This window comes from Candidatus Symbiopectobacterium sp. NZEC127, assembly GCF_025962675.1.
Taxonomy (GTDB): Bacteria; Pseudomonadota; Gammaproteobacteria; order Enterobacterales; family Enterobacteriaceae; genus Symbiopectobacterium.
Genome location: NZ_JAGFPG010000001.1, coordinates 1,147,819 through 1,174,630, shown reverse-complemented (window position 1 = coordinate 1,174,630; position 26,812 = coordinate 1,147,819). Strand labels below are relative to the sequence as shown.

21 protein-coding genes are annotated in these 26,812 nt (G+C 56.0%); 13 read left to right on the top strand and 8 right to left on the bottom strand.

Annotated features, from left to right (window positions below):
• The first annotated feature begins 72 nt into the window (after positions 1-72).
• Genes J5069_RS05295 through narI form a run of 4 tightly spaced genes read left to right on the top strand, consistent with a single transcriptional unit; the run spans position 73 to position 6,800 of the window.
• Positions 73-3,846, top strand: coding sequence for a nitrate reductase subunit alpha (locus tag J5069_RS05295; RefSeq protein WP_264642869.1), 3,774 nt, complete (start codon positions 73-75; stop codon positions 3,844-3,846).
• Positions 3,846-5,402 (top strand): nitrate reductase subunit beta, encoded by a 1,557-nt coding sequence (gene narH, locus J5069_RS05290; RefSeq protein WP_264642868.1) that lies wholly within the window; start codon positions 3,846-3,848, stop codon positions 5,400-5,402. Before J5069_RS05295 ends, narH begins: the two co-directional genes overlap by 1 nt.
• Positions 5,403-5,404: 2 nt before the next feature.
• On the top strand, positions 5,405-6,136 hold the full coding sequence (narJ, locus tag J5069_RS05285; RefSeq protein WP_264643732.1) for a nitrate reductase molybdenum cofactor assembly chaperone: 732 nt from the start codon (positions 5,405-5,407) through the stop codon (positions 6,134-6,136).
• Positions 6,123-6,800 (top strand): respiratory nitrate reductase subunit gamma, encoded by a 678-nt coding sequence (gene narI / locus J5069_RS05280; RefSeq protein WP_264642867.1) that lies wholly within the window; start codon positions 6,123-6,125, stop codon positions 6,798-6,800. Before narJ ends, narI begins: the two co-directional genes overlap by 14 nt.
• Before the next feature lie 71 nt (positions 6,801-6,871).
• Here narI and J5069_RS05275 read toward each other — a convergent pair whose 3' ends face one another.
• Entirely contained in the window at positions 6,872-8,149 is a 1,278-nt protein-coding gene (locus J5069_RS05275) for a PTS ascorbate transporter subunit IIC (RefSeq protein WP_264642866.1), read from the bottom strand.
• 721 nt (positions 8,150-8,870) lie between these two features.
• Here J5069_RS05275 and J5069_RS05270 point away from each other — a divergent pair.
• Positions 8,871-9,119, top strand: a complete 249-nt coding sequence (locus J5069_RS05270) for a GlsB/YeaQ/YmgE family stress response membrane protein (RefSeq protein WP_264628123.1) — start codon at positions 8,871-8,873, stop codon at positions 9,117-9,119.
• A 29-nt stretch (positions 9,120-9,148) separates the two neighbouring features.
• Here J5069_RS05270 and J5069_RS05265 read toward each other — a convergent pair whose 3' ends face one another.
• The 3 genes from J5069_RS05265 to J5069_RS05255 all read right to left on the bottom strand — a co-directional run bounded on the left by J5069_RS05265 (position 9,149) and on the right by J5069_RS05255 (position 12,821).
• Entirely contained in the window at positions 9,149-9,766 is a 618-nt protein-coding gene (locus J5069_RS05265) for a LysE family translocator (protein WP_264642865.1), read from the bottom strand.
• Positions 9,767-10,034: 268 nt separating this feature from the next.
• Complete coding sequence (locus J5069_RS05260; protein WP_264643731.1) at positions 10,035-11,129, bottom strand: ABC transporter ATP-binding protein; 1,095 nt, start codon at positions 11,127-11,129, stop codon at positions 10,035-10,037.
• 204 nt (positions 11,130-11,333) lie between these two features.
• Positions 11,334-12,821: a PLP-dependent aminotransferase family protein gene (locus J5069_RS05255; protein ID WP_264642864.1), complete on the bottom strand. Its 1,488-nt coding sequence runs from the start codon at positions 12,819-12,821 to the stop codon at positions 11,334-11,336.
• A gap of 156 nt (positions 12,822-12,977) precedes the next feature.
• On the opposite strand from J5069_RS05255, the gene J5069_RS05250 reads away from it, so the two are divergent.
• From J5069_RS05250 to J5069_RS05215, 8 genes are all read left to right on the top strand, one after another.
• On the top strand, positions 12,978-14,243 hold the full coding sequence (locus tag J5069_RS05250; RefSeq protein WP_264642863.1) for a 4-aminobutyrate--2-oxoglutarate transaminase: 1,266 nt from the start codon (positions 12,978-12,980) through the stop codon (positions 14,241-14,243).
• Positions 14,244-14,256: 13 nt separating this feature from the next.
• Positions 14,257-15,708: an NAD-dependent succinate-semialdehyde dehydrogenase gene (locus J5069_RS05245; protein ID WP_264642862.1), complete on the top strand. Its 1,452-nt coding sequence runs from the start codon at positions 14,257-14,259 to the stop codon at positions 15,706-15,708.
• Positions 15,709-16,036: 328 nt separating this feature from the next.
• Positions 16,037-17,098: an ABC transporter substrate-binding protein gene (locus J5069_RS05240; protein WP_264642861.1), complete on the top strand. Its 1,062-nt coding sequence runs from the start codon at positions 16,037-16,039 to the stop codon at positions 17,096-17,098.
• A gap of 36 nt (positions 17,099-17,134) precedes the next feature.
• Complete coding sequence (locus tag J5069_RS05235) at positions 17,135-18,406, top strand: ABC transporter permease (RefSeq protein ID WP_264642860.1); 1,272 nt, start codon at positions 17,135-17,137, stop codon at positions 18,404-18,406.
• A gap of 18 nt (positions 18,407-18,424) precedes the next feature.
• Entirely contained in the window at positions 18,425-19,249 is an 825-nt protein-coding gene (locus J5069_RS05230; protein WP_264642859.1) for an ABC transporter permease, read from the top strand.
• A 170-nt stretch (positions 19,250-19,419) separates the two neighbouring features.
• The gene (locus J5069_RS05225) at positions 19,420-20,154 is read left to right on the top strand and encodes an SDR family NAD(P)-dependent oxidoreductase (protein WP_264642858.1); all 735 of its coding nucleotides are present in this window, start codon (positions 19,420-19,422) and stop codon (positions 20,152-20,154) included.
• Positions 20,147-21,205 carry a phosphotransferase gene (locus tag J5069_RS05220; RefSeq protein WP_264642857.1) on the top strand — a complete coding sequence of 353 codons (1,059 nt, stop codon included), beginning with the start codon at positions 20,147-20,149 and terminating at the stop codon, positions 21,203-21,205. Before J5069_RS05225 ends, J5069_RS05220 begins: the two co-directional genes overlap by 8 nt.
• Positions 21,198-22,487 (top strand): aspartate aminotransferase family protein, encoded by a 1,290-nt coding sequence (locus tag J5069_RS05215; protein ID WP_264642856.1) that lies wholly within the window; start codon positions 21,198-21,200, stop codon positions 22,485-22,487. Before J5069_RS05220 ends, J5069_RS05215 begins: the two co-directional genes overlap by 8 nt.
• Before the next feature lie 30 nt (positions 22,488-22,517).
• Here the strand turns inward: J5069_RS05215 and J5069_RS05210 are convergent, their stop codons facing one another.
• The 4 genes from J5069_RS05210 to J5069_RS05195 all read right to left on the bottom strand — a co-directional run bounded on the left by J5069_RS05210 (position 22,518) and on the right by J5069_RS05195 (position 26,642).
• Entirely contained in the window at positions 22,518-23,615 is a 1,098-nt protein-coding gene (locus J5069_RS05210; protein WP_264642855.1) for an NAD/NADP-dependent octopine/nopaline dehydrogenase family protein, read from the bottom strand.
• Positions 23,616-23,716: 101 nt separating this feature from the next.
• Positions 23,717-25,207, bottom strand: a complete 1,491-nt coding sequence (locus J5069_RS05205; protein ID WP_264642854.1) for a tripartite tricarboxylate transporter permease — start codon at positions 25,205-25,207, stop codon at positions 23,717-23,719.
• A complete protein-coding gene (locus J5069_RS05200) occupies positions 25,204-25,674 on the bottom strand; it encodes a tripartite tricarboxylate transporter TctB family protein (protein WP_264642853.1) in 471 nt (156 codons plus the stop codon). The genes J5069_RS05205 and J5069_RS05200 overlap by 4 nt, the downstream gene beginning before the upstream one ends.
• A complete protein-coding gene (locus J5069_RS05195; RefSeq protein ID WP_264642852.1) occupies positions 25,665-26,642 on the bottom strand; it encodes a tripartite tricarboxylate transporter substrate binding protein in 978 nt (325 codons plus the stop codon). Before J5069_RS05195 ends, J5069_RS05200 begins: the two co-directional genes overlap by 10 nt.
• Positions 26,643-26,812 lie beyond the last annotated feature (170 nt).

The window sequence follows — 26,812 nt, the reverse complement described above, 5'->3', positions numbered from 1 at the left end:
GGCAACACACCGTATCGGCTACGCGCATTCATAACGACAGAAGCCAACAGGCTTCGCAGCAGGAGAGTCCGGATGAGCAAATTTCTTGACCGGTTACGTTACTTTAAACAATTGGCCGAACCCTTTGCAGATGGGCACGGTCAAACGCTCAATACCAACCGGGATTGGGAAGATGGTTACCGCAGCCGTTGGCAGCACGATAAAGTGGTACGCTCAACGCACGGCGTCAACTGCACCGGATCGTGCAGTTGGAAAATCTATGTGAAAAATGGTCTGGTTACCTGGGAAACGCAGCAGACCGACTATCCTCGAACCCGTCCGGACCTGCCAAACCATGAACCGCGCGGCTGCCCACGCGGTGCCAGCTATTCCTGGTATCTCTACAGCGCAAACCGCTTGAAGTACCCGATGATGCGCAAGCGGCTGCTCAAGCTGTGGCGCGAAGCCAAACTGGCGCATCCCGATCCGGTCGATGCCTGGGCTTCCATCGTGACGGACCCGGAAAAAACCGCCTACTACAAGAAAATCCGCGGTCGCGGCGGCTTTGTCCGCTCTGATTGGAACGAAGTCAACGAACTGATCGCGGCCTCCAACGTGTACACCGCCAAAACCTTTGGACCCGACCGCATTATCGGCTTCTCGCCAATCCCGGCGATGTCGATGGTGTCTTATGCGGCGGGTGCTCGCTATCTCTCGTTGCTCGGCGGTGTCTGCCTGAGCTTCTACGATTGGTATTGCGATTTACCGCCGGCGTCGCCGCAAACCTGGGGCGAGCAGACCGACGTGCCGGAATCAGCCGACTGGTATAACTCGTCGTACATCATCGCCTGGGGTTCCAACGTGCCGCAAACGCGTACCCCGGATGCACACTTCTTTGCCGAAGTGCGTTACAAAGGCGCCAAAACCGTGGCCGTCACGCCGGATTATGCGGAAATCGCCAAGCTGTGTGACCAGTGGTTGAATCCGAAACAGGGCACTGACAGCGCCATGGCGCTGGCGATGGGCCATGTGATCCTCAAAGAGTTTCATCTGGACAACCCAAGCCGCTATTTCACCGACTACGTGCGCCGCTATACCGACATGCCGATGCTGGTGCTGTTGGAACCGCGTGAAGAGGGTTACTACGCGGCGGGCCGTATGCTGCGTGCGTCCGATCTGGTGGACAACCTCGGTCAGGAGAATCACCCGCAGTGGAAAACGGTGGCGATTGATGAGCAGAGTGGCAATCTGACCGCGCCGCAAGGCTCAATTGGCTACCGTTGGGGCGATCAGGGTAAATGGAATCTGGAGCAGCGCGACGGCGTCAGTGGTGAAGAAGTTCAACTGCGTTTAAGCCTGCTGGGTGCGCACGATGAGGTGGCGGAGGTTGGCTTCCCGTACTTTGGTGGATTGCCAAGCGAGCACTTCAGCAGCGTCGCGCTCGACGAGGTGTTGCGCCATAAACTGCCGGTAAAACGCCTGACGCTGGCCGATGGCAGCGACGCGCTGGTTGCCAGCGTTTACGACCTGACGCTGGCGAATTACGGGCTGGATCGTGGACTGAACGATGATAACTGCGCCCGTGACTACGATGAGGTGAAAGCCTACAGCCCGGCGTGGGCCGAGCAGATCACCGGTGTTTCTCGCCATAACATCGTGCGTATCGCGCGCGAATTCGCGGATAACGCCGACAAAACGCACGGCCGTTCAATGATTATCGTGGGTGCCGGTATCAACCACTGGTATCACATGGACATGAACTACCGTGGCTTGATCAACATGCTGGTGTTCTGCGGCTGCGTCGGCCAAAGCGGTGGCGGTTGGGCGCACTATGTCGGCCAGGAAAAACTGCGTCCGCAGACCGGTTGGACGCCGCTGGCGTTCGGTCTTGACTGGCAGCGTCCGCCGCGCCACATGAACAGTACCTCCTTTTTCTATAACCACTCCAGCCAATGGCGTTACGAAACGGTAGCACCGCAGGAATTCCTGTCGCCGCTGGCGGATAAATCCCGTTTTACCGGCAGCATGATCGATTTTAACGTGCGTGCCGAACGCATGGGGTGGCTGCCCTCTGCGCCGCAGTTGAACGTCAACCCGCTCCGTATTGCCGCCAACGCGCAGCAAGCGGGGATGACGCCGCAAGAGTATGCCGTACAGGCGCTAAAAACCGGCGATATCGCGTTTGCCGCTGAACAGCCGGACAATCCGCAAAACTTCCCGCGCAACCTGTTTATCTGGCGCTCCAACCTGCTGGGCTCGTCCGGTAAAGGGCACGAATACATGCTCAAATACCTGCTCGGCACCGAACACGGCCTGCAAGGTCAGGATCTCGGTAAGCAGGGCGGCGTTATGCCAGAAGAGGTGGAGTGGCAGGCGCAGGGCGGTGAAGGCAAGCTGGATCTGGTGGTGACGCTGGATTTCCGCATGTCCAGCACCTGTCTCTATTCCGATATCGTATTGCCGACGGCCACCTGGTACGAAAAAGACGACATGAATACCTCGGATATGCATCCGTTTATTCACCCGCTCTCTGCCGCCGTCGATCCAGCCTGGGATGCCAAGAGTGATTGGGAAATCTACAAAGGCATCGCCAAAACCTTCTCCAGCCTTTGTCAGGGGCACCTCGGTGTGGAAACCGATCTGGTGACGCTGCCGATCCAACACGATTCCGCCGCCGAAATGGCACAACCGTTCGGCGTGGATGACTGGAAAAAAGGCGAGTGCGATCTGATCCCCGGCAAAACTGCACCGCACCTGATGGTGGTAGAACGCGATTACCCGAACCTCTACGAACGCTTCACCTCCGTAGGACCGTTGCTGGACAAACTGGGTAACGGCGGTAAAGGCATTGGCTGGAACACGCAAACCGAAGTCGATTTCCTGAAAAAACTCAACTACACCAAGGCTGATGGCGCAGCGGCCGGTCGTCCGAAAATTGACACCGCCATCGATGCGGCGGAAATGATACTGACGCTGGCACCGGAAACCAACGGCCAGGTGGCAGTAAAAGCCTGGGAGGCGTTGAGCAAGTTTACCGGTCGTGACCACAGGCATCTGGCGCTGAATAAAGAAGACGAAAAAATTCGCTTCCGCGATATTCAGGCTCAGCCGCGTAAAATTATCTCCAGCCCGACCTGGTCAGGGTTGGAAGATGAACATGTCTCCTACAACGCCTGCTACACCAACGTGCATGAGCTGATTCCCTGGCGCACGCTGTCGGGCCGTCAGCAACTGTATCAGGATCACGAATGGATGCGCGCCTTTGGCGAAAGTCTGTTGGTGTACCGCCCGCCCGTGGATACCCGTGCGGTGGCACCGGTGATTAATCAGAAACCGAACGGCAACCCTGAGAAGCCGCTCAACTTCCTGACGCCACACCAGAAGTGGGGCATTCACTCCACCTACAGCGACAACCTGTTGATGCTGACGTTGGGGCGCGGCGGGCCGGTTATCTGGCTGAGTGAGGATGATGCACGGGATCTGGGCATCGTAGACAACGACTGGGTGGAAGCGTTCAACACCAACGGCGCGCTGACGGCGCGTGCGGTGGTGAGCCAGCGTGTACCGGCAGGCATGACCATGATGTACCACGCGCAGGAGCGTATCGTAAACCTGCCGGGGTCAGAGATCACGGCGCAGCGCGGCGGCATTCACAACTCGGTGACGCGTATTACGCCGAAACCGACGCACATGATCGGCGGTTATGCGCAGTTAGCCTACGGCTTTAACTACTACGGCACGGTCGGGTGCAACCGCGACGAATTCGTTGTGGTACGCAAAATGAAACGTATCGATTGGCTGGATGATGAAGGCCAGGATTACGAACAGCCCGCAGCCCGTTCACTGACCGCGCAGGAGAAAGCCTGATGAAAATTCGTTCCCAAGTGGGCATGGTGCTGAATCTGGACAAATGCATCGGCTGCCATACCTGCTCCGTCACCTGTAAAAACGTCTGGACCAGCCGTGAAGGGATGGAATACGCCTGGTTCAACAACGTCGAAACCAAACCGGGTGTGGGCTATCCCCACGCCTGGGAAGATCAGGAAAAATGGAAAGGCGGTTGGATCCGTAAAATCAGCGGCAAGCTGGAGCCGCGCATGGGCAACCGCGTCAGCGTGCTGTCCAAGATTTTCGCCAACCCGGATGTCCCGCAAATTGATGACTACTATGAGCCGTTTGATTACGACTATGAAAACCTGCGTAAAGCGCCGGAAGGGAAACATCAGCCGATAGCGCGTCCGCGCTCGCTGATTACCGGTCAGCGCATGAAGAAAATCGAAATGGGGCCGAACTGGGAAGATGACCTGGGCGGTGAGTTCAGCGTGCGTGCCAAAGATAAAAACTTTGAGCATATGCAAAAGGAGATGTACGGCCAGTTCGAAAACACCTTCATGATGTATTTGCCGCGCCTGTGTGAACACTGCCTGAATCCGGCCTGTGTCGCGACCTGTCCGAGCGGCGCGATTTACAAACGGGGTGAAGACGGCATTGTGCTGATCGATCAGGATAAATGTCGCGGCTGGCGCATGTGCCTGACCGGCTGCCCGTACAAAAAAATCTACTTCAACTGGAAGAGTGGCAAATCAGAAAAATGCATTTTCTGCTACCCGCGTATCGAAAGTGGACAGCCGACCCTTTGCTCTGAAACCTGCGTAGGGCGCATTCGTTATCTCGGCGTGCTGTTGTATGACGCCGACCGTATTGCTGAAGCAGCGGCCACGGAAAATGAGCAGGATCTCTACCAACGTCAGCTTGAGGTATTCCTCGACCCGAACGATCCGGCCGTGATTGCCCAGGCGCTGAAAGATGGCGTGCCGCGCGGGGTGATTGAAGCCGCTCAGCAATCGCCGGTCTACAAAATGGCGATGGAGTGGAAACTGGCGCTGCCGCTGCACCCGGAATATCGCACGCTGCCCATGGTGTGGTACGTGCCGCCGTTGTCACCGATCCAGTCTGCCGCCGATGCGGGCGCGCTGGCACACAGCGGTGTGCTGCCGGACGTGGAAAGTCTGCGTATTCCGGTGCAGTACCTGGCGAACCTGCTGACAGCGGGCGACACCGCACCGGTACTGCTGGCGCTGAAACGTATGCTGGCGATGCGTCACTTTAAGCGCGCAGAGACCGTAGAAGGGGTGATCGATACCCGCGCGCTGGAGCAGGTAGGCTTGACCGAAGCTCAGGCGCAGGAAATGTACCGCTATCTGGCGATTGCCAACTATGAAGATCGTTTTGTGGTGCCGTCCAGCCACCGTGAGCTGGCGCGTGAAGCCTTCCCGGAAAGCAAAGGGTGCGGTTTCAGCTTCGGCGACGGGTGTCACGGCAGCGACAGCAAGTTCAACCTGTTTAACAGCAAACGCATTGATGCCATTGATGTCACCAGCAAAACGCGTGACATGAACAGCAAAGTGATGCAGGAGGATTGATGATGATGACGTTACGCATTATTGCCCGCCTGCTCGATTATCCCGATGGGGAGCTGTGGGCACATCACCAGGAGCTTATCGAGGCGTTGGCGCAAGACAGCACGCTGTCACCGCCACTGCGCGATCGACTGACGCAGTTTATCCGACAACAGTGTGCGCAGGATCTGTTGGATAAACAGGCCGAATACAGCGCGCTGTTCGATCGGGGCCGGGCGACGTCGCTGTTGCTGTTCGAACATGTGCACGGTGAATCGCGCGATCGCGGTCAGGCCATGGTCGACTTGATGCAGCATTACCATGCGGCGGGCCTTGAGCTTGACTGCCGTGAACTGCCGGATTTCTTGCCGCTCTATCTGGAATATCTCTCGCGGTTGGAGCCAGCAGAAAGTCGTGCAGGGCTACTGGATGTCGCACCTATTCTGGCGTTGCTCGGTGCGCGTTTACAGCAGCGTGACAGCGATTATGCCCTGCTGTTTGATGTACTACTGGCGCTCTCAGGCAGTGCGTTAAAAAGTGATGATGTCACGCATAAAGTGGCAGATGAAGCCCGTGACGACACGCCACAGGCGTTAGATGCGGTGTGGGAAGAAGAGCAGGTGAAGTTCTTTGCGGATCAGGGATGCGAAAACGCGCAGCAGACCGCGCACCAGCGTCGCTTTGCAGGCGCGGTAGTACCCCAGTATCTGGATCTTGACGCACAACCTGCCGGAGGAAAAAACCATGCACTACGTTAATATGCTGTTGTTTGATATCTACCCTTATCTGGCAGGCACGGTGTTCCTGGTAGGAAGCTGGCTGCGCTATGACTATGGGCAATACTCGTGGCGTGCCGGTTCCAGCCAGATGCTGGACAAAAAAGGTATGCGCTTGGCCTCGAACCTGTTTCACCTGGGTATCCTGGGGATTTTTGCCGGTCACTTTTTGGGGATGCTGACACCGCACTGGATGTACGAAGCCTTTTTGCCGATTGAAGTGAAGCAAAAAATGGCGATGATTGGTGGCGGGTCGGCCGGTGTCCTGACGTTTGTGGGCGGTATTTTGCTGCTCAAGCGCCGACTGACGAATCCGCGTATTCGCGCCACATCGAGCGTTGGCGATATTCTTATCCTGTCGCTGTTGGTGATTCAGGCCGGGTTGGGCCTGTTGACCATCCCGTTTTCTGCGCAGCACATGGACGGCAGCGAAATGATGAAGCTGGTCGGCTGGGCGCAGTCGATTGTGACCTTCCACGGTGGGGCGTCAGCGCATCTGGAAGGGGTCGCCTGGGTGTTCAAACTGCATATCGTGCTGGGGTTGACGCTGTTTGTGCTGTTCCCGTTCTGCCGCCTGGTGCACATCTGGAGCGCGCCGGTGGAATATCTCACGCGTCGTTATCAGTTGGTGCGTAACCGCCGCTAAGCGATAGCGATACAGAAAATCCCGCCATTCTTTTGAAGTAACCCATAAAGGTTGGCGGGATTTTTTTGTGCTTATTTAAACAGCCCCAGCACAAAATTCAGGATCAGAGAGGGAATCGTGAAATCCGGGTCAGCAAAGGTCACACCTTTGGCACCCAGATCGGCAAACAACGGCAGCGTAAGGGCTGGCAATACGCACAGCAACAACCCATTGATAAAGCTGGCGATGATGGCACCTCTGAAGCCGCCGGTTGCGTTGCCGAAAATGGCTGCTGCGCCGCCGGTGATAAAGCTCGCCATAATGCCGGGCACAATGATAGGCAGACCAATAAACGGGAAAATCAGAATACAAATCAGCTCAACCAGGAAACTCACCAAAAAGCCGATCAGCGTCGCGTTCGGCGCTTTGTCAAACAGCACCATAACGTCAACTGCCGGCACCGCGCCGGGCGCGAAGACTTTGGCAAATCCTTTAAATGCCGGAACGATTTCAGCCGTGAACAGCCCTACGCCTGCTTTTGCCAAATAGAGGCCGCAGGCGAAGGTCGCGGATTGTTCCAAAATGAAAATCAATACGTTTTTATCCGCCGCGCCGCTGCCATACACCATCACCATGGCGTCTTTGATTTGCGGTTGAGTGGCAAAAATGCAGGAAATGACCAACAAAATCAGCATGGTCAACAACGTGGCCACATTGGGCTCGCGCAAGAAGTCGAAACGGTTGCTGATTTCCAAATGCTCGGTGTCATGCTGGGTGTTACCAAACCATTTTCCCATGTAAGAGCCGAGAATATAGGAAGAAATTGCCGCATGAGAGATGGAGTATTCATCAGAGCCGATGATTTTGCGGCTGAATCGCCCCAATACGTAAGGGGCAAATGCCATGTAGAACCCAATGAAAGCCGACGCGATGATCACGATAAACAACACGCTGTAGCCTAATTGTGCTAATACGGCGGTCAGAGCGAATGCCATGAACAGCACCAGATGTAGCGATAAATAGATATTTTTCATACGAGTAAAACGGGCGAGCAGGATATTGATGATCATCGAGAACAGCAATATCAACGCCGCCGTGGCACCTATCTTATCAATAGTTGCCGCCATGATGGCTTCGTTACTGGGCACCACGCCAACAATATTAAAGGCGTGTGAAAATAAGCTGCTAAAAGCGGTAAGCACTTTCATTAAAATGCTCCCGCCTACTTTTATCATGGTAAAGCCAATAAAGGAGAGAAACGTCCCTGTTATTAATCGTGAAATCGTGGCCTTTTGGAATAATAATCCTAAAAAAGCGACAATGGCAATGATGACAGACGGCGTTTTAACCAGACTTAACAATATGTCCATGTTGACCCTGTAGGTATAGTGATAGCAAACGTGTTTGCAGAACAGCCGTTGTGTGCACGCCAGGCGTGAGCGTGCACAGAGGCAGGGCGAACCTGTTCTCATTGGCGTTATGCTACATTCGTTGGTGTTATTAAGAGCCTGTCCCTGGTTTCTGCGCGCTGCCCGTAAACAAACTGGCTACGCTAATGATGCCCACTGGGATAGGCTCTACGTCTTGATAATTTATCTTTACAATAATCCTTGCCACGCTACTACAGCACGAATAACCAATTTTTCTCAGTGCGATTTTTTTAATATGAGATCTTAATCAGAAAAATAAAACATCGTTCCAAAATTGTAAAACAATGTTTCTTTGTGTTTGTATATGGGATTTTTACTATTTTATCGAAAGCGCTATTATTATTTTAACGCTTTGTTATTGTCGTTGGTTAATTGTTTGTTATCACTTTTTTATGCAATATAACCCGACGGGAGTTTCATCTGTAGAATACCCTTTATTCTTGGTTCTAAGAATAAAACGCCAGTAGAGAGAAGGTGATGCATTTTTTAATATCTGTTTTACCCGTTTAACGTTAACTCATTAATCTCCAATTGAATTGTCCATAAAAATCTTCAACGCAGCACAACTCGCTTGCTGCCATTTGTGCCTATACTTGATGAAGTACTGGTCGTTCGCGTGTGTCCTGGATGCGCGTTTTCATCTGTAAAACATGAGGTGGTTATGGGAATCTTGTCCTGGATTATCTTTGGGTTGGTTGCGGGTGTTTTGGCAAAATGGATCATGCCGGGAAAAGACGGTGGCGGATTTATTATTACGGTTTTGCTCGGCATCGTTGGCGCGGTGGTGGGCGGTTATATCAGCACTTTCTTTGGCTTTGGCCGCGTGGACGGTTTCAATCTTGGCAGTTTCTGCGTTGCGGTGGTTGGCGCTCTGGTGGTGCTGCTGGTGTACCGTAAAATTCGCGCGTAATCGCACAAGGCGGGATCACTGTCCCGCCTTTACCCTTGTAGATAAGGCCACAGCGTCAGCCCTAGCAGCATCAGCCCGCCACCGAGGTTGATGGTGGTTTCCATGGTCTGCATATTGACGGCGCGCGCCGAGCGCAGCAGCACCTGTGTTGTCAGCAGCAACCATCCGCTCATGATGGCGACGTGCACCGTCGCCAACGCCATAAAGCTCATCACGCTCTGTTCCAGTGGTTGACTGTCACGCGTAGCGCCTGCAAACAGAGGCACTACCGTCACATACAGTAAAATGGCTTTGATATTGAGCACATTGGCAACGTAGGCGGCACGAATCCCCAATAAACGGCCGGATGCAGGGGCTCGCGCGGCACCTTGCCAGCCGCGCTGTATCAGGCGTAACGCCAGATAAACCAAATAGCCGGTGCCGAGTAGCGTGAGGGCGCGCATCAGCGCTGGATAGCGCATCAACAGCGCAGAGATCCCTATGCTTGCCAGTATCGCATGGGTATAAATACCCAATGCGGTGCCAACAATAATACGCAGTACGCCACGCGCGCCCTGTGTCACCGCGTTATTCAGCGCCAGCGTAAAGCTGGCGCCGGGCGACAGGGCGATGGGCATCATGGTAGCGATAAATCCGATAACATCCATGCGGTTAGCCGAAAATGTGTCTGTCAGCTGATTGTAGCGGATCGCGACCTGAAAGGCTGTGACAGGGCGAGGGGATTTGGCGTTGACGACCAAACCCGGGCTGAGCTCAAGTCAGACTGATTACAACGTCACTTTACCGTCACGTCATCCTCGGCGAAAGCCGGGGATCTCTGACAGAATGAACGCCTTTAGTCTGTAAGAGATTCCCGCCTGCGCGGGAATGACCGTATTAGACCGGTTTGTCAACAACCTCGCCCTAGCGAGGCGGTTAATGGCTAACAATCACATCCAGCGCACGCAGGTGTTCCGGCTGCCAGGAGAGCATCAATTCCGTGCCGGGCTTCCAGTGTGGCTGGATTTCGCTGGCAGGCAGTTTCACCATAAAAGGCGATTGGCCTGCCACTTCGGTCATCATGCGCACATGATCGCCCAGATAGATAAATTGCTGAATACGCGCGCGAACCTGTTCTGCACCGGCGGTCAGCGGGTTGGCGTTGACGCGAATACGTTCCGGACGGATACACAGGCTGATTTTTTTACCGGGTGAACTAGGGCGAACCTTGAGGGCGCGTAACACGGTGCCATCGTCCAACGTTGCCAGATAGTAATCGCCGTCAGTGCCGCTTTGCGTGGCAACCAGCGTATTATTTTCGCCGATGAACTGTGCGACAAAGGTGTTCTGTGGGCGTTCATAAATATCGCTCGGGCTGTCCATTTGCTGGATGATGCCATCGTTGAATACGGCGACGCGGTTCGACATGGTCATGGCTTCGCTTTGATCGTGCGTCACATACACCACGGTCAGATCCAAAGATTCATGCAGGGCTTTAATCTCCAACTGCATGTGCTCGCGCAGCTGTTTATCCAATGCGCCCAGCGGCTCATCCATCAGCACCAGTTTCGGTTCAAACACCAAGGCGCGCGCCAATGCCACGCGTTGCTGCTGCCCACCGGACATCTGCGCCGGGTAGCGATCCGCCAGCTCTGTCAGTTTTACGCGATCCAGCACGCGATCTACCTTTTCCTTGATATCACTCTTGTTCATACGACGAATCGAGAGGGGAAACGCCAGATTCTCGGCAACGGTCATGTGCGGAAACAGCGCATAGTTCTGGAACACCATGCCAATGCCGCGCTGATGTGGCGGCAGGCTGTGTAGCGGGGCGTCTTTTAGCAGAATTTCGCCTTGAGTGGGGGTTTCAAACCCGGCCAGCATCATCAAGCTGGTGGTTTTACCGGAGCCGGAAGGGCCCAACAGCGTTAAAAATTCCCCTTCCTGAATGTCCAGATTCAGGTTCTTGACCACCAGACGATCGCCGTCGTAGGTTTTCTGAATATTCTTGAAGCTGACGTAGGTTCTCATGCGTCCAATCTCTCGCGTAACGGTATCATCACAACCGTTATGCATAAAGCATGCCCATTCAATGAAACCGTTGTGTAACTAAGTGGTTAAAAGTCAAAACCGGGTGTGAGCGGTTATTGGTATGCGCCATGGTGGGGCGTTGCCGACGGGGTTTGCCTGCGTGTGGTGCAGTGCGCCGCGCGGGCGGCGCACGATAACAGGGCGCTAGTCAGTATGGCCGGGCAGGGTGCGCAGGCAGGCAACCACCACGTCGAAAGCGCGCACAATTTCACCCTCTTCAACGCTGGCATAGCCCAGCAGCAGGCCGCGTTCGGCGGTGGGGCGCAGGTAGTAGCTGGAGAGCGGTTTTACCATAACGCCGTGGCGCAAAATCTGGGTGCTGAGCAACACATCGTCCACCTGCGCAGGCAGCTTTAACAGCATATGCAGCCCGGCATTGCTGCGGTCGCCGACGTACTCGCTGCCAAGGTGGGTTTCAATCAGTTGGGTCAACAGCGCGCGTCGCCGGGCGTAAAGCAATCGCATACGGCGAATGTGCGCCGCATAGTGTCCTTCGCGAATAAACTCACTCAGCGTGGACTGCGTTAGCCAGTGCCCGCCACGGTACAACTCGGCGTGGGCGACTTTGAGCTCCTGTGCCAACGGCGGCGGCAGCACCATGTAGCTCACGCGCAAACCGGGATAGAGCGTCTTGCTGAAGGTACCGATGTAGATCACCGGCGCATTTCTGTTCAACCCTTGCAACGCCGGTACCGGGTTGCCGGAGAAGCGGAATTCGCTGTCGTAATCATCTTCCACGATCCAGCTGTTGTGCTCCTGCGCCAGTGCCAGCAGCCGTTGGCGGCGCGCCAGACTCATCACCGCACCCAGCGGATACTGGTGTGACGGGGTTACGCAAATCAGCCGCGGTGCGCGCCCAGGGGGCGGCGTTTCCGGCGGGGCCATCCCCTGATCGTCCACGGAAATGGGCGTTACGCGTAATCCATTAATGGTGAGTACGTTGCGCATTCCCCAGTAGCAGGGGTCTTCAATCCATGCGGTATCACCGGGGTTGCACAGCATTTTGGCCAGCAGATCCATGCCCTGATGGGTGCCTTCGGTGATCAGCACTTGTTCCGGCGTGCATTCCACCGAGCGGGCCACGCGCAGATATTCCGTCAGCGCCAACTGCAACTCCGGGCTGCCACCCATGGGGGAGTAGGAGAGCTGTTCCGGTTTCATGCGTCGCATCAATCGCGTTTGCGTGCGCCGCCACAGGTCGTGTGGAAAGCTGGCAATATCGGGAATGCCCGGCATAAACGCGCCCCATTGGCGCGCTGAAGCACCGGCGTAACCCAGCAGGTTCATACCACGCCGCGACAGCGCCGGCGCGGCGGAGTGCGAAGCACCCTCCTGCGCATCGGGTACGCGCTCCATATTGCCATCGGGCAGTTGTTCCGTGACAAAAGTGCCACTGCCGGGCCGGGTTTCGATGTATCCCTCTGCCAGCAACTGTTCATAAGTCGCCAGCACGGTATTACGTGACAGATTGAGCTGCTGCGCCAGATCGCGAGATGAGGGTAGACGACTGCCCGGCGTGATAGCGCGCGCCAGTATCGCCTGACGCAGCGTATCGTATAGCCGCTTGTTCAGCGTGCCTGACGTCTGTTTGGCTAACCGTTGCATCAGTAAGTCGGTAAGCAGCGAGCGCAAAGTGGATCCCTCAAATTGTATAAACTGGCTCTGGATTATAGGACCAGAGCGCGCATAAATAGAATCAAATTTGATAACGGGTTGGTCGCCATGGCATTCACCGGCCCGTCAACACGACCTTGTGCTTTGGGTGCGAACGTAATCGGGAGCTGAAAAATGAGTAATAGCGAATTGAATCAACGCCGTTTAGCCGCTACACCGCGCGGTGTGGCTGTCATGTGTGATTTCTATGCGGCGCGTGCCGAGAACGCCACGCTGTGGGATGTGGAAGGCAACGAGTACATCGATTTCGCTGCCGGTATCGCCGTGCTGAACACCGGCCACCGTCACCCGAAAATTGTCGACGCGGTGCGCAAGCAGCTGGATTGCTTCACGCACACTGCCTATCAGGTGGTTCCCTACGGCAGCTATGTGGAACTGGCTGAGCGTATCAATCAACGTGCCCCGATTGAAGGAACCGCAAAAACCGCTTTCTTCACCACCGGTGCCGAAGCAGTAGAAAATGCGGTGAAGATTGCCCGTGCCTACACCAAACGTCCGGGCATCATCGCCTTTAACGCCGCATTTCATGGCCGCACCCTGCTGACGTTGACGTTAACCGGCAAAGTGGCACCGTATTCTACCGGCGTCGGCCCGTTCCCCGGTTCTATCTTCCATGCGCTGTACCCGAATGAAGCGCGCGGCATCTCGGTGGAACGCGCGCTGGAGAGCCTGGATATTCTGCTGCATACCGATATCGGTGCCGATCAAGTGGCTGCCATTATTCTTGAACCGGTCCAAGGGGAAGGGGGTTTTGTCCCGGCACCGCCGGAATTCATCACCGCCATTCGTAAGCTGTGCGACCAGCACGGCATCCTGCTGATTGCCGACGAAGTACAAACCGGCTTCGCGCGCACCGGCAAACTGTTTGCTATGGAATACTATGCGGAGAAAGCGGATCTGATCACCGTGGCGAAAAGCTTAGGCGGTGGTTTCCCGATTTCTGGCGTGGTAGGCCGTGCCGATGTGATGGATGCACCTGGCCCTGGCGGATTGGGCGGCACCTATGCGGGCAACCCGCTGGCCGTGGCTTCTGCGCTGACCGTGCTCGATATCATCGATGAAGAACAGCTGTGCCAACGAGCGCAACGCCTCGGGGCGCAATTGGTGGAAACGTTGCAAGGTGCCAAGGCATCGTGTCCGGGGATTGTGGCGATTCGCGCCCAAGGGTCAATGGTGGCCGTCGAGTTCAACGATCCGGCGACCGGCAAACCTTGCGCAGAACTGACGCGCCGTTACCAACAGGCGGCGTTGGAGCAAGGTCTGCTACTGTTAACCTGTGGGGTACACGGCAACGTGATTCGTTTCCTGTATCCGCTGACCATCCCTGATGCGCAGTTCAGTCAGGCGCTGAAGATTTTGACCAGCGTGTTGGCGAAGTAACCAGAGGAATATTATGCAATTGAAAAACAACGTGCTTTTCCGTCAGCAATGTTTGATCGACGGTGAATGGCAGAACAGCGAACGCGGCGACACCCTTGAGGTGACCAACCCGGCGACTGGGGCCGTGCTCGGTTCTGTACCATTAGTGACAGCGTCACAAACATCGACGGCCATTGCGGCCGCGGAAAAGGCGCTGGTGAGCTGGCGGGCGTTGACGGGGAAAGCCCGTGCCAGCCTGCTGCAAACCTGGGCACGTCTGATAGTAGAACATCAGGATGCGCTGGCAGCGATCCTGACGGCTGAGCAGGGCAAACCGCTGGCGGAAGCCAAAGGTGAAATCACCTATGCCGCCTCGTTTATCGAGTGGTTTGCCGAAGAGGCAAAACGCATCGAAGGCAGCGTGTTGCAGACACCGCAAGGGCATCAGCGCCTGTTGGTGATCAAACAGCCGATTGGCGTGTGTGCCGCTATCACGCCGTGGAATTTCCCTGCGGCGATGATCACGCGCAAAGTAGGTCCGGCACTGGCGGCAGGCTGCACCATGATCGTCAAACCGGCCGAACAAACGCCTTTTACCGCGTTAGCGTTGGCAGAGCTGGCTAACCAGGCGGGCATTCCGCGCGGTGTGTTGCAGGTGATCACCGGTGAAGCGGCGGATGTCGGTAAAGTGCTGTGCGACAGTCCGGTGATTCGCAAGCTGAGTTTCACCGGGTCGACCGAAGTAGGCCGTATCCTGATGGCGCAGAGCGCGCCCACGGTGAAAAAACTGTCGCTGGAACTTGGCGGCAATGCCCCGTTTATCGTGTTTGATGATGCTGATTTGGAATCCGCCATCAAAGGCATTCTGGCCTCGAAGTTTCGTAACAGCGGGCAAACCTGCGTCTGCGCTAACCGCATCTACGTGCAACAGGGCATCTACCCGGCACTGAAACAGCGTCTGGTCGAAGAGGTTGAGAAGCTGAACGTGGGCGAAGGCACGCAGCCGGGCGTCACGCAAGGGCCGCTGATCGATGCCGATGCGGTCGCTAAAGTTGAGCAACACATTGCCGATGCGTTGGGCAAAGGCGCGACGTTACTGACCGGCGGCAAGCTGCATGCGCTTGGCGGCACCTTCTTTACCCCGACCGTGATTGCCGATGTCACACCGCAAATGCGCTTTGCCCGTGAAGAGACCTTTGGCCCGGTGGCGCCGCTGTTTCCGTTTAAGGATGACGCCGAGGTTATCGCCATGGCGAACGACACCGAGTTCGGTCTGGCCGCCTATGTCTATACCCGTGATGCGGTGCGCCAGTGGAAGGTGCCGGAAGCGTTGGATTACGGCATGGTGGGCATCAATACCGGTCTTATCTCTAACGAAGTGGCCCCGTTCGGTGGGGTGAAACAGTCCGGTTTAGGCCGTGAAGGCTCGCGTTTCGGTATTGAAGATTATCTGGAGATGAAATATCTCTGCGTAGATTTGTCGTAATGCCAAGGTGGCACGGTTCAGAAACCCATTTCTGACCGTGCCGCATTCTGGCGCGAGGTTGCTGGCAGCCTCCGCCTTGTGCTGGTGCAGCGCGTCAGCGGATGCACCACAACAAAGCAAAAAACGCCGTTATAGGATAGTGCGGCCAGCCATAAAAATTCCCTATGCCTTTTTCAGGCTCCAATCGCGGTAATTCAGCTAATCAGCCAGGGGTAATCCGAATTCATGGCACAGATTATGCTTTTTATTTGATGCATGATGCATCAAAAAAAATTGTGATGGGTACAGCCCGCATTTAACGTTGACGAACTCTCCAGGAGCCGCACTTATGTTGACCCAAAAGTTACCGACCAAGCTGTCCGCAGTGAAAAAAATGGCGCTCTGCGCCCTGGTTACTGCCATGGCTTCACAGGCCTATGCTGAAACCGTAACCGTCGTCTCGTTTGGCGGCTTGAACAAGGATGCTCAGGATAAAGCGTTCTACAAACCTTTCGCTGCGGCGGGTAAAGGAACGGTAGAAGCGGGTGAATACAACGGGGAGATGGCCCGTATTCGCGCGATGGTGGAAACCGGTCAGGTTGGCTGGGATGTGGTTGAAGTGGAAGGGCCGGAGCTGGTACGCGGCTGTAACGAAGGGATGTTTGAGCCGCTGGATTGGAAAAAACTGGGCAACCCCTCTGACTTTGTGCAGGGTGCGGTTTCTGAGTGCGGCGCAGGGATTTTCCTCTGGTCTACCGTACTAACTTATAACGCGGCCAAACTGCCGCAGGCACCGAAAAGCTGGGCTGATTTCTGGGATGTGAAAACCTTCCCCGGTAAACGTGCGCTGCGTAAAAGCGCCAAGTTTACGCTGGAATTTGCATTGCTGGCGGATGGCGTAAAACGCGAAGATCTCTACAAAGTGCTGGCAACCCCTGCCGGTGTCGATCGCGCGTTCAAGAAGCTGGACCAAATCAAATCAAATATCCAATGGTGGGAATCCGGCGCACAGCCGCTGCAATGGCTGGTGTCTGGCGATGTGGTGATGACCTCCGCCTACAACGGTCGCGTTACTGCGGCGCAGAAAGAAGGGCATGATTTCCGCATCGTGTGGAATGACAGTATTTACGATCTGGACAGCTGGGCCATCGTCAAAGGCACCAAGCACAAAGCGCTGGCAGAACAGTTTATCGCCTTTGCCAACCAGCCGGAAAACCAGAAAGTGTTTGCTGAAACCATCCCCTATGGCCCAACGCACGTTAAAACCACCAGCCTGATTTCCCCTGACGTCGTGAAAAACCTGCCGACCGCGCCGGATAACCTGGCACAGGCCTTGCAAGTAGACACTGAGTTCTGGATTGACCACGGTGAAGAACTGGAACAGCGCTTTAACGCCTGGGCTGCGCAGTAAGTTGGTTTTGCCGTATCTGTGATTGGAGGTAAGTGTATGTCCCAGAATAACCTGGCCGCGGCGTTGCCGCCCGCCAACGAAAGAGAAGGGAGCCCGCTGCTGAAACAGCAGCTCAAAACGGCTGAGGCGCTGTATAAAAAACGTTCATTGCTGTTGATTGCGCCGCTGTTCCTTTTTTTGGTTGTTAGCTTTCTCTTTCCGATTTTTTCGATTCTGGGAAAAAGTATCTCGAATCCAGAACTGCGGGAAGCCATGCCGATGACCATTGCCGCCTTGCGGCAATGGTCTGGCAACGAATTACCCAATGACGCGGCGTTTACTGCCGTGGCCGCTGATTTGCGTCAGGCGCGCAGCGCCGGGCAAATTGCCATGATAACCAAACGTCTCGGCTATGAAGGGTCTGATTATCGCACCCTGATTAACCGCACCTTGCGCCAGTTGCCCGCGCCCGACAGCGGCAACGTGCGTGAACAACTGATTCAAACGCAACCGCTGTGGGGAGAACTCTCCACCTGGCGCACGCTGGATCGCGCTTCGCGTCCTTTCACCAGTTATTACCTGCTGGCGGTGTTTGACTATCGTGTCGATCCGGCATCAGGAAACATTGTTGCCCAACCGCCGGAACAATCATTGTATGTTGATGTGCTGCTGCGCACGCTGCTAATGGCCGGTGTGGTGACACTGCTGTGCGTTGGATTGGGCTATCCACTGGCCTACTGGCTGGCAAAACAGCCGACCAATCGCGCCAACTTGCTGATGATTCTGGTACTGCTGCCGTTCTGGACCTCGCTGATTGTGCGCACCGCCAGCTGGATTGTGCTGTTGCAATCGGGCGGGTTGATCAACCGCGCCTTGCTGAGTATCGGCATTATCAATGAGCCGCTGGTGATGGTGTTTAACCGTGTCGGTGTGTATATCTCAATGACGCACATTCTGTTGCCGTTTTTGATCCTGCCGCTGTATGCGGTGATGAAGGGCATTTCCCCCAGCTACATGCGCGCGGCCATTTCGCTGGGTGCGCACCCGTTTGAGGCGTTCTGGCGCGTCTATGTGCCGCAAACCTACGCCGGGATTACCGCCGGGGCGTTGCTGGTGTTCATGATGGCGATCGGTTACTACATCACACCGGCGTTGCTGGGGGGGCCGAGCGACCAGATGCTGAGCTACTTCGTGGCGTTCTTCACCAACACCACCATGAACTGGGGCATGGCGGCAGCGTTGGGTACACAGCTGCTGATCATCGTGACGCTGCTCTATATTGTTTATATTCGCGTGACCCGCACCGACGCCGAAGCGGCGGCGCGTTAAGACGCAAGGAGAACCCTGATGAGACAACAAGGTGCCGTGGTCCTGCGTTTATGGAAAGGCTTCTTTAATTTTTACGGCGCGGCGATGCTGCTGTTCCTGGTGGTGCCAGTGCTGGTGATCGTGCCGCTGTCGTTTAACGCCGGTTCTTTTCTCAGCTATCCGCTGACCGGATTTTCGCTGCGCTGGTATCAGGAGTTTTTCAGCTCCAGCGCCTGGTTAGGCGCGCTCGGCAACAGCCTGATGATTGCGCCGCTCTCAACGCTGTTAGCCACGGTGCTTGGCGTGCTGGCCTCCATCGGTCTGGTACGCGGTGAGTTTCGCGGCAAGGCGTTGGTGATGGCGGTGCTGATCTCCCCGATGATTGCGCCGGTGGTGATTGTGGCGGTCGGGATGTTCTTCTTCTTCGCCAAACTTTCGCTGCTCAATAGCTATCTTGGTTTGGTGTTGGCCCATGCCATGCTCGGCGTCCCCTTTGTGGTGATCACCGTAACGGCGGTGCTGAAAAATTACGATCATAACCTGACCCGCGCAGCCGCCAGTCTGGGCGCGCCGCCGCTGTATGCGTTTCGCAAAGTGACGCTGCCGCTTATCGCACCGGGCGTGTTCTCCGGCGCGCTGTTTGCCTTCGCCACTTCGTTCGATGAAGTGATCGTCACGCTGTTTCTCGCCAGCCCGCGTCAGCGCACGCTGCCGCTGCAAATGTTTGCCGGTATCAGGGAAAACCTCGATCCCACCATTGCGGCGGCCGCCTCTATGATGGTGGGTGCAGCGCTGGTGCTGCTGATTGTGATGGAAGTGCTGCGCAGACGCGCGGAGAAGCTCAGAGGCGGTCGCCCTGGGTGATGGTGTCGGTTTAGCGCATTCTTGTGAAGGAATAGTGCTGCTAATTATATCCTGAAGCCCGTGCAACAAAGCGTTGTCGGGCTTACAGACAGAATTCTACTGAACAGCGCGCTGTTTCAGTTTTTTTTAACGCTGATTTTATGATGCATCAAATATCTAATGAGGTGCCTATGTCCGAGCAAAAGACCTTGCTGTTGACCGGCGCAAGTCGGGGGATCGGTCACGCCACGGTGAAGCATTTCCATGCCGCCGGGTGGCGTATTTTCACCGCCTCACGGCAGAACTGGGTGGAGGATTGCCCGTGGGTGGAAGGGGTGCTGAACCATATCCACCTCGATCTGGAGGATATCGATAGCGTGCAGGAGACGCTGCCGCTGATCAAAGAAAAACTTGGCGGCAGGCTGGACGCGTTGGTCGATAACGCCGGTATTTCGCCAAAAGGCGTGGATGGCAGCCGCCTGGGCGTGCGCCAGACCGACTACGCCACCTGGCTCAGGGTGTTTAACGTCAACCTGTTCTCCTGCGCACTGCTGGCTAACGGACTGTTTGATGAACTGCGTGCCAGTCAGGGCAGCATCATCAATATCACCTCGATTGCCGGGTCGCGCGTGCATCCGTTTGCTGGCAGCGCCTATGCCAGCTCTAAAGCGGCACTCTCTGCGCTGACGCGGGAAATGGCAAACGAATTTGGACGCTACGGCATTCGCGTCAATGCGATTGCGCCGGGTGAAATTGAAACCAGCATCCTGTCACCGGGTACCGATGAGATCGTGGCGCGTCAGGTTCCGATGCAGCGCCTGGGCAAACCCGAAGAGGTGGCGAGCCTGATTTATTTCCTGTGCAACAGCGGCGCTTCCTATGTTAATGGCGCGGAAATTCAGGTTAACGGAGGCCAGCATGTGTGACGCGCAGGACTCGGGCACGCTGATGACACAAGCGGTACCGGAGGTTTCTTGCCAGCAGGCGCAGGCGCTGGTGTGGCAATACTACGGCCTGCAAGGGGATGTCACCTTGCTCACCGGCGAACGGGATAAAAATTTCTGCCTGACCGTGCCCTCCGGGCGGCGCTATATGCTAAAGGTGATCAATGCCGCTGAATCGGTGGCCGAGAGCCACTACCAGACCGCGCTGTTACTGCATGTTGCCCAGCAGGCGGCGGCGCTGCCGGTGCCGCGCGTGATACTGACGCGCTATCAGCAGGCGGAACCGGTGGTGGACATTGACGGCAGCGCGTTGCGCATTCGTCTGGTGAGTTTTCTTGAAGGCACACCGCTGCACGCGGTTAGGCCCTCTATCGCGCTGATGGAAAGTTTAGGCAGCACGCTGGCACAGCTGGATGTGGCATTGAGCCGTTTTTCACACCCGGCAGAAAAAAGGCAACTGTTGTGGGACATCAGTCGCGCCGAGCAAATTCGGCCTTATCTTGCGTTTGTGCACGACCCTGAGCAGCAACAGGCTATCACGCAGATCCTGCAACGCTACGATAGCCACGTCGCGCCGCAGTTAAAAACACTGCGTCAGCAGACCATCCATAACGACATGAATCCGCATAACGTGCTGGCAGATGCCGGTGATGCTACGCGCGTAAGCGGCATTATCGATTTTGGGGATGCCCTGTATGCACCGCTGATCAATGACCTGGCGACGGCATTGGCCTATCAGGTCCATGACGGGGACGATCCCTTCGCTTTTATCGTGCCGTTTACCGCGTCTTATCATGCACATTTGCCATTGACCGAGCAGGAGATTGCGCTATTGCCCGATCTCATCATGACGCGTCTGGCGCTGATCATGACTATCGCGCAGTGGCGTGCTGCACGCTATCCGGATAATCGTGACTATTTATTGCGCAATTTGCCGCGCAGTTGGCGCAGCCTGCAACAGATATCCCGCTATTCACACGATCGGTTCTGCCAGCGGATATGGCAGGGGATAAAGGAGATGAATAATGACTGAAGTGACAATGTCACCCGTGAATGACGGCGCTGATCTACTGGCGCGTCGCCAGCGCGTATTGGGTCAGGGTTATCGACTCTTCTATCAGGAGCCGTTGCATCCGGTGCGCGGAGAGGGCGTGTGGTTGTTCGATGCGCAGGGCAAACGCTATCTGGACGTATACAACAACGTGGCATCGGTCGGGCATTGCCATCCGGCGGTGGTGGAAGCGATTGCCCGGCAGAGCTCACAGCTTAATACCCATACCCGTTATCTACATCATGCCATCGTTGATTTTGCCGAAGACCTGCTGCGTGAATTTCCGGCGGAGCTGGATAACCTGATGCTGACCTGCACCGGCAGTGAAGCCAATGATTTGGCGCTGCGCATTGCGCGGCATGTGACGGGCGGCACCGGGGTTATCGTGACTCGCTGGGCCTATCACGGTGTTACCAGCGCGCTGGCGGAACTCTCCCCGTCCCTTGGCGACGGCGTGGCGCGCGGCAACTATGTGAAACTGATTGATGCACCAGACAGCTATCGCCAACCCGGCGCGTTTTTGGCGTCGGTGCAGGCGGCACTGGCGGAGATGCGTGCAGAAGGCATTCGTCCTGCGGCACTGCTGTTCGATACCATTTTTTCCAGCGACGGCGTCTTCTCCCCCCCGAAGGGTGAAGTGGCGCAAGCGGTACAATGGGTGCGCGATGCAGGCGGGCTGTTTATTGCCGATGAAGTGCAGCCGGGTTTTGGCCGCACCGGTGAAGCCATGTGGGGATTCGCCCGTCATCAGGTGGTGCCGGATCTGGTCAGCCTGGGCAAGCCGATGGGTAACGGGCATCCGATCGCCGGACTGGTGGGAAAATCGGCGCTGTTTGCCGCGTTTGGCCGCGACGTTCGCTATTTTAATACCTTTGGCGGTAACCCGGTGTCGTGTCAGGCGGCACACGCGGTGCTTAGGGTGATCCGCGAAGAGCAACTGCAACAAAATGCATTGCGGGTCGGGCATTGCCTGCGCGAAGGGTTGCACGCGTTGGCGCAGCGTCATGAACTGCTGGGCGACGTGCGCGGCAGCGGGCTGTTTGTCGGCGCGGAATTGGTGAGCGACCGTGAAAACAAAACGCTAGCCAGCGCTGAGGCGGTAGCGGTGGTAAACACCCTGCGCCAGCGCGGCGTATTGATCAGCGCCACCGGGCCTGCGGGCAATATTCTGAAGATTCGGCCACCGCTGGTGTTCAGGGAACAGCATGCCGCGCTGTTTCTCGATACGCTGGATGCGGTGCTGACAGAAGTGGCGCAGCGCTAACGGCTGCGCCTGTCGGGTGGGCGTTAGCGATTACCACACGCGGGCCTGTGATGCGCTAATGCCTTCTTGCAACGACCGGGTAAAATCAGCGAGCGAGAGGGCATCCAGTTCCAGGGAAGGCAATACATCATTTTGGGCCCGAAGATCGCACTGCCACACGGCGCTGGCGAGGGTAATTGATGCACTGTGTAGCGGCAGCGCGATCCCTGCTTTGCGTGCAATCGCTTCGGCGAACACCAACCCGTAGGGCGTATCTTCCAGAATAAAACGGGTATTCATGTCGGTCGGGCCGGGTGGTCCACCGCGCCGACGGTGCAACTCGGCGGCGATCTCGCTCAGCGTACGGCAGGATACATCGAACGATTGCTGAAAATGCGCTTCAATGCTGTGCAGCCTCAGGCCAAATGCCTGTGCCAAGGCTTGCCGTTCCTGCTCCAGTGCCAGAATCAGGTTCGCCACTCCATCCGTCATATAGTGATATTGCGGCCAGCGCTCCTGATGCTCGATGCGTGTGACATTGCACAGCGCCAACCCCAGATGCGCAATCGGATTGATATTGATTAATGACGTCGCCAGGATATTGGATTGCGGCTGGAACCGTTTGCCAAACAGCTGCTCGCACAGGGCGATTGCCTCGGCATTGTGTGCGGCGGGGAGCGTGGCGACATGCACACAGCGGCGTGCGGTCATCAGGGTGACGCCGTTTTCCGCTTTGCGTCGGGCGGTGAATGCGGTGGTTCCCCAGGTAATAATCGGTGCGCGGATGGCGCGCTGTGCCAGCAGTTGCGACAAAAACAAGGCGCTCAATGAGCACGCGGAATTAATGATAACCGGCTGTCCGGTTGTCAGATGGGGTGCCAGTGCTTCCATCACTGCACGATGGCCATAACCCGGAACGCACAGCAGCACGGCATCCGCGCCGCGTACCGCAGCGGCGATGTCAGTAGTAACGGCCGGGCGACATTCTCCTTCGATAACGCCGGTATAGTGAAGCCCTGAATGGGCGTGAGAAATGCCTGCTAGCGTGTGCGCATCCCTGGCCCAGAGCACCGTCTGGTGGCCGTGATGGCAGAGCCAGGCTGCGCTGGCAAATCCAATGTTCCCTGCACCTAACAGTGCTATTTTCATCTGTGATTATCCTTTCAATCACGCGAATGACGCATCAGGCAAGGTGAATGCCTCACCTTGCGTAATACCCTAGGTCGCTGTGTGTCCAAATCTGGGTTATTTCAGGCTGCACGTAGCTTGCGGCGAAAACGCCAATAAGGGGTAACAAAAATAAATAATGTGAGCAGCACCAGAATGATTGACAGCGGCGAACTGACTAACGCGAGGGTGTTACCGCCGGAAATAGTCAACGCGAGATGTAATTGTGTTTCTGCGATAGGGCCCAGGATTACACCCAAAATAATCGGTGCGCTAGGGTAGTCCAGTTTTTCCAGGAAATAGGCAACCACACCAATACTAAAGAAAAGATACAGATCGAAGAGGGTATTATTGACCGCATAGACCCCGACGGTAATAAACAACATGATTACTGGCACCAGCAATATATTGGGGAGTCTTAATACCTGACCAAATAATCGCGTTGCGGTTAATCCTCCGACCACGGCCAGTAATAACGCTGACAACAGCATTTGCAGCATAAATCCGTACACGATATCGGGATAATCCTGAAACAGCTGCGGGCCGGGGCGTAACCCTTGAACCAGCAGGCCACCAAGGATCACCGCCGCAATCCCCGAACCGGGAATACCCAGCGTTAAGGCCGGAATCAACGAGGCGGCATTATCGGCACCGTTGCCCGCTTCTGAGGCGGCGACGCCTTTGGGGTTGCCCTTACCGTAGCTGTCCGGATCGCTGTCGCGCCGCTTTGCGTCGTTATAGGCCAGATAGCAAGACATGCTGCCGCCGGCACCCGGCAGTACGCCGACGATAATGCCAATCACCGAACTTCTCAGCCAAACGGGCAAGAAGCTGCGCCATTGCGCGAGTACCGATCCCTGTCGTTTGAGTTTCAGCAAGTGACCGGGCATGCCCGCGGTAATGGCCTGTTCCAGCATATGAATCAGAGGCGGGAACGCGAACAGCGCGGTCAACAACACCACCAGGTCCAGCCCTTCGGTCAATTCAAGAATACCAAAGGTGTAGCGCTCATCGCCGGTGGAAATATCCAGCCCGACGGTGCCGATCAGCAGGCCGATGATGGCGGCAATGACACCCTTGATAAAATCATCACCGAGTAACGAGGTCACGGTAGCCAGCCCCAGCAGCGCCATCCAGAAATACTCCGCCGGACCAAACAGCAGGCTCATGGAGGCCAGGCCCGGCGCGAACAGAATCAGGGCCAGGGCAGAAAGTGCACTGCCGATCACCCCTGATGTGACCGCCACCTGTAACGCATAGGCTGCCTTTCCTTGCCGGGTCAGGGCGTAGCCATCCAGTACGGTAGCGACCGAGGCGGGTGTGCCGGGAATGCGTAGCAGAATGGCAGGAATGGCACCGCCATAGCTGCCGCCGTTATACATCCCGGCCATCATGCCGAGTGCAAACAGCGGATCGACGCCGAACGTCAAGGGGATCAGGATGGCGATACCGGTGGTGACCGTCAGGCCGGGCAACGCACCCACAACCAATCCCGCTACGGTGCCCAGCACCACGGCAAATAAATTGGCCGGTGCAAACACGTGCGGTAATGCACTGAGCAGAGCGTCAATCATAGCAGGGGCTCCAGTAATGCGGTTAGCGCGCCTGAGGGCAGTGGGCGCTCAAGCAGCAGGCGAAACACCACCAGAATAAAACAGAGCGTACCCAACACCACCGGCAGCGACAGACGCCAGTGGTGGTAACCGAACAGCCACGGTATTCCGAGGCCAAAAATCACGCTGGCGGGAACATAACCGATCGCATCCATCGCCGTGATATAAGCAAACATCAGCAAAAAGCCCATCACCACGCGGACTGGTTGCGCGAACAGAGGGCGTTCATCGCCTGCCGGAAACTTGATTTCACGCACGATGACGGCCAGCGCACACAGCGCCAGCAGTACGGTTAACACGCGTGGAAATGCAGCGCCGGTGCCACTGAAATGGCCCGCTTCCCGATAAAGCGTGCCTGCGGCCAGAATCAATACGGTCGCAAACACCACATCCGCCCGCCGATGGGTTAGTGAAGCACTTAACGCCATGGTGTCACCTTCCAGGTGTCGGAGAGATCGGCACTGATACGGTCGATAAGCGTGCGATATTCCGCCGCATTCAGATAGTTAAGCGGGATCTCTGCTTTTTGCGCTGCCGCGAGATAGTCGGGATCGGCGATCACGCCCGCCAGCGCTTTCTCCAGCGCTTTGACAACCTCTGGCGGCGTGCCTTTCGGCGCGGCAATACCGCGCGAAGCACCGGCAATCAGATCGATATTTTGCTCACGAAAGGTGGGAGCGTTAGGCAGATAATCAGCACGTTTATCTGCCATCAGACCCAGCACGCGGATTTGACCGTCGCGGGCCAGTTGCAAAGCTTCGCTCAGGTTCATGGTTGCGGCGGGAACGTGTCCACCCAGAATCGCCTGACGCACCGGCGCCGTGCTGCCGAAAAATGCGGGGGTAAACGTGACTCCGGTCAGGCGATTGAGGTTAAGGATCGCAATGTGCTCCGAAGAGCCTGATGCGCCGGACGTGCCTATCACCAGTTTTTCCGGCGCGTGTTGTGCCGCGCTGATAAGCTGGCTCAACGTTTGGTAGGGGCTGTCTTTGTTCACCACCAGGATCGCCGGGTCGTACACAATATTGGCGATGGGCTGATAGTCACTCATGGTGAACTTGGCTTTGCCTTCTACCACGAGCCCATTAATCGCCGGGGGATTGATCATGCCGATGGTGTAACCGTCGGGCTTGGCGCGTGCCAGCGCGGTCCAGCCAATTTCTCCGCCAGCGCCCGGTTTATTGATCACGGCAATGCGCGCATTATTACCCAAATGTTTTTCCAGATAATGTGCAATAGAGCGTGCCGCAATATCCGTGCCGCCACCGGGTGCAAAAGCGACCAGCATTTCTATCGGTTTATCCGGGTAGGCGGCGTAACTGCTAACCGGTAATGCGGCGGCAAGCATAATAAACGCTGCACGATAATGATTTCCACGAGATAGTGTTGATGACATACATTTCCTTATCGCAATAATGTGGCGAAATTAACGTTGAAATTAAAAATAATGTTCAGAGAAAAATAATACCTGGTGCTGTTTTAGTGATTAATCGTATTTAAGGTATGACTATGCGTTCTTGTCAGGTATGACAAAAATAATAGAGATATATTTATGCGCCACTTACG

Coding starts and splice junctions, on each gene's coding strand:
- J5069_RS05295 (WP_264642869.1), top strand. CDS start 73: ATGAGCAAATTTCTTGACCGGTTACGTTACTTTAAACAATTGGCCGAA.
- narH (WP_264642868.1), top strand. CDS start 3,846: ATGAAAATTCGTTCCCAAGTGGGCATGGTGCTGAATCTGGACAAATGC.
- narJ (WP_264643732.1), top strand. CDS start 5,405: ATGATGACGTTACGCATTATTGCCCGCCTGCTCGATTATCCCGATGGG.
- narI (WP_264642867.1), top strand. CDS start 6,123: ATGCACTACGTTAATATGCTGTTGTTTGATATCTACCCTTATCTGGCA.
- J5069_RS05275 (WP_264642866.1), bottom strand. CDS start 8,149: ATGGACATATTGTTAAGTCTGGTTAAAACGCCGTCTGTCATCATTGCC.
- J5069_RS05270 (WP_264628123.1), top strand. CDS start 8,871: ATGGGAATCTTGTCCTGGATTATCTTTGGGTTGGTTGCGGGTGTTTTG.
- J5069_RS05265 (WP_264642865.1), bottom strand. CDS start 9,766: ATGGATGTTATCGGATTTATCGCTACCATGATGCCCATCGCCCTGTCG.
- J5069_RS05260 (WP_264643731.1), bottom strand. CDS start 11,129: ATGAGAACCTACGTCAGCTTCAAGAATATTCAGAAAACCTACGACGGC.
- J5069_RS05250 (WP_264642863.1), top strand. CDS start 12,978: ATGAGTAATAGCGAATTGAATCAACGCCGTTTAGCCGCTACACCGCGC.
- J5069_RS05245 (WP_264642862.1), top strand. CDS start 14,257: ATGCAATTGAAAAACAACGTGCTTTTCCGTCAGCAATGTTTGATCGAC.
- J5069_RS05240 (WP_264642861.1), top strand. CDS start 16,037: ATGTTGACCCAAAAGTTACCGACCAAGCTGTCCGCAGTGAAAAAAATG.
- J5069_RS05235 (WP_264642860.1), top strand. CDS start 17,135: ATGTCCCAGAATAACCTGGCCGCGGCGTTGCCGCCCGCCAACGAAAGA.
- J5069_RS05230 (WP_264642859.1), top strand. CDS start 18,425: ATGAGACAACAAGGTGCCGTGGTCCTGCGTTTATGGAAAGGCTTCTTT.
- J5069_RS05225 (WP_264642858.1), top strand. CDS start 19,420: ATGTCCGAGCAAAAGACCTTGCTGTTGACCGGCGCAAGTCGGGGGATC.
- J5069_RS05220 (WP_264642857.1), top strand. CDS start 20,147: ATGTGTGACGCGCAGGACTCGGGCACGCTGATGACACAAGCGGTACCG.
- J5069_RS05215 (WP_264642856.1), top strand. CDS start 21,198: ATGACTGAAGTGACAATGTCACCCGTGAATGACGGCGCTGATCTACTG.
- J5069_RS05210 (WP_264642855.1), bottom strand. CDS start 23,615: ATGAAAATAGCACTGTTAGGTGCAGGGAACATTGGATTTGCCAGCGCA.
- J5069_RS05205 (WP_264642854.1), bottom strand. CDS start 25,207: ATGATTGACGCTCTGCTCAGTGCATTACCGCACGTGTTTGCACCGGCC.
- J5069_RS05200 (WP_264642853.1), bottom strand. CDS start 25,674: ATGGCGTTAAGTGCTTCACTAACCCATCGGCGGGCGGATGTGGTGTTT.
- J5069_RS05195 (WP_264642852.1), bottom strand. CDS start 26,642: ATGTCATCAACACTATCTCGTGGAAATCATTATCGTGCAGCGTTTATT.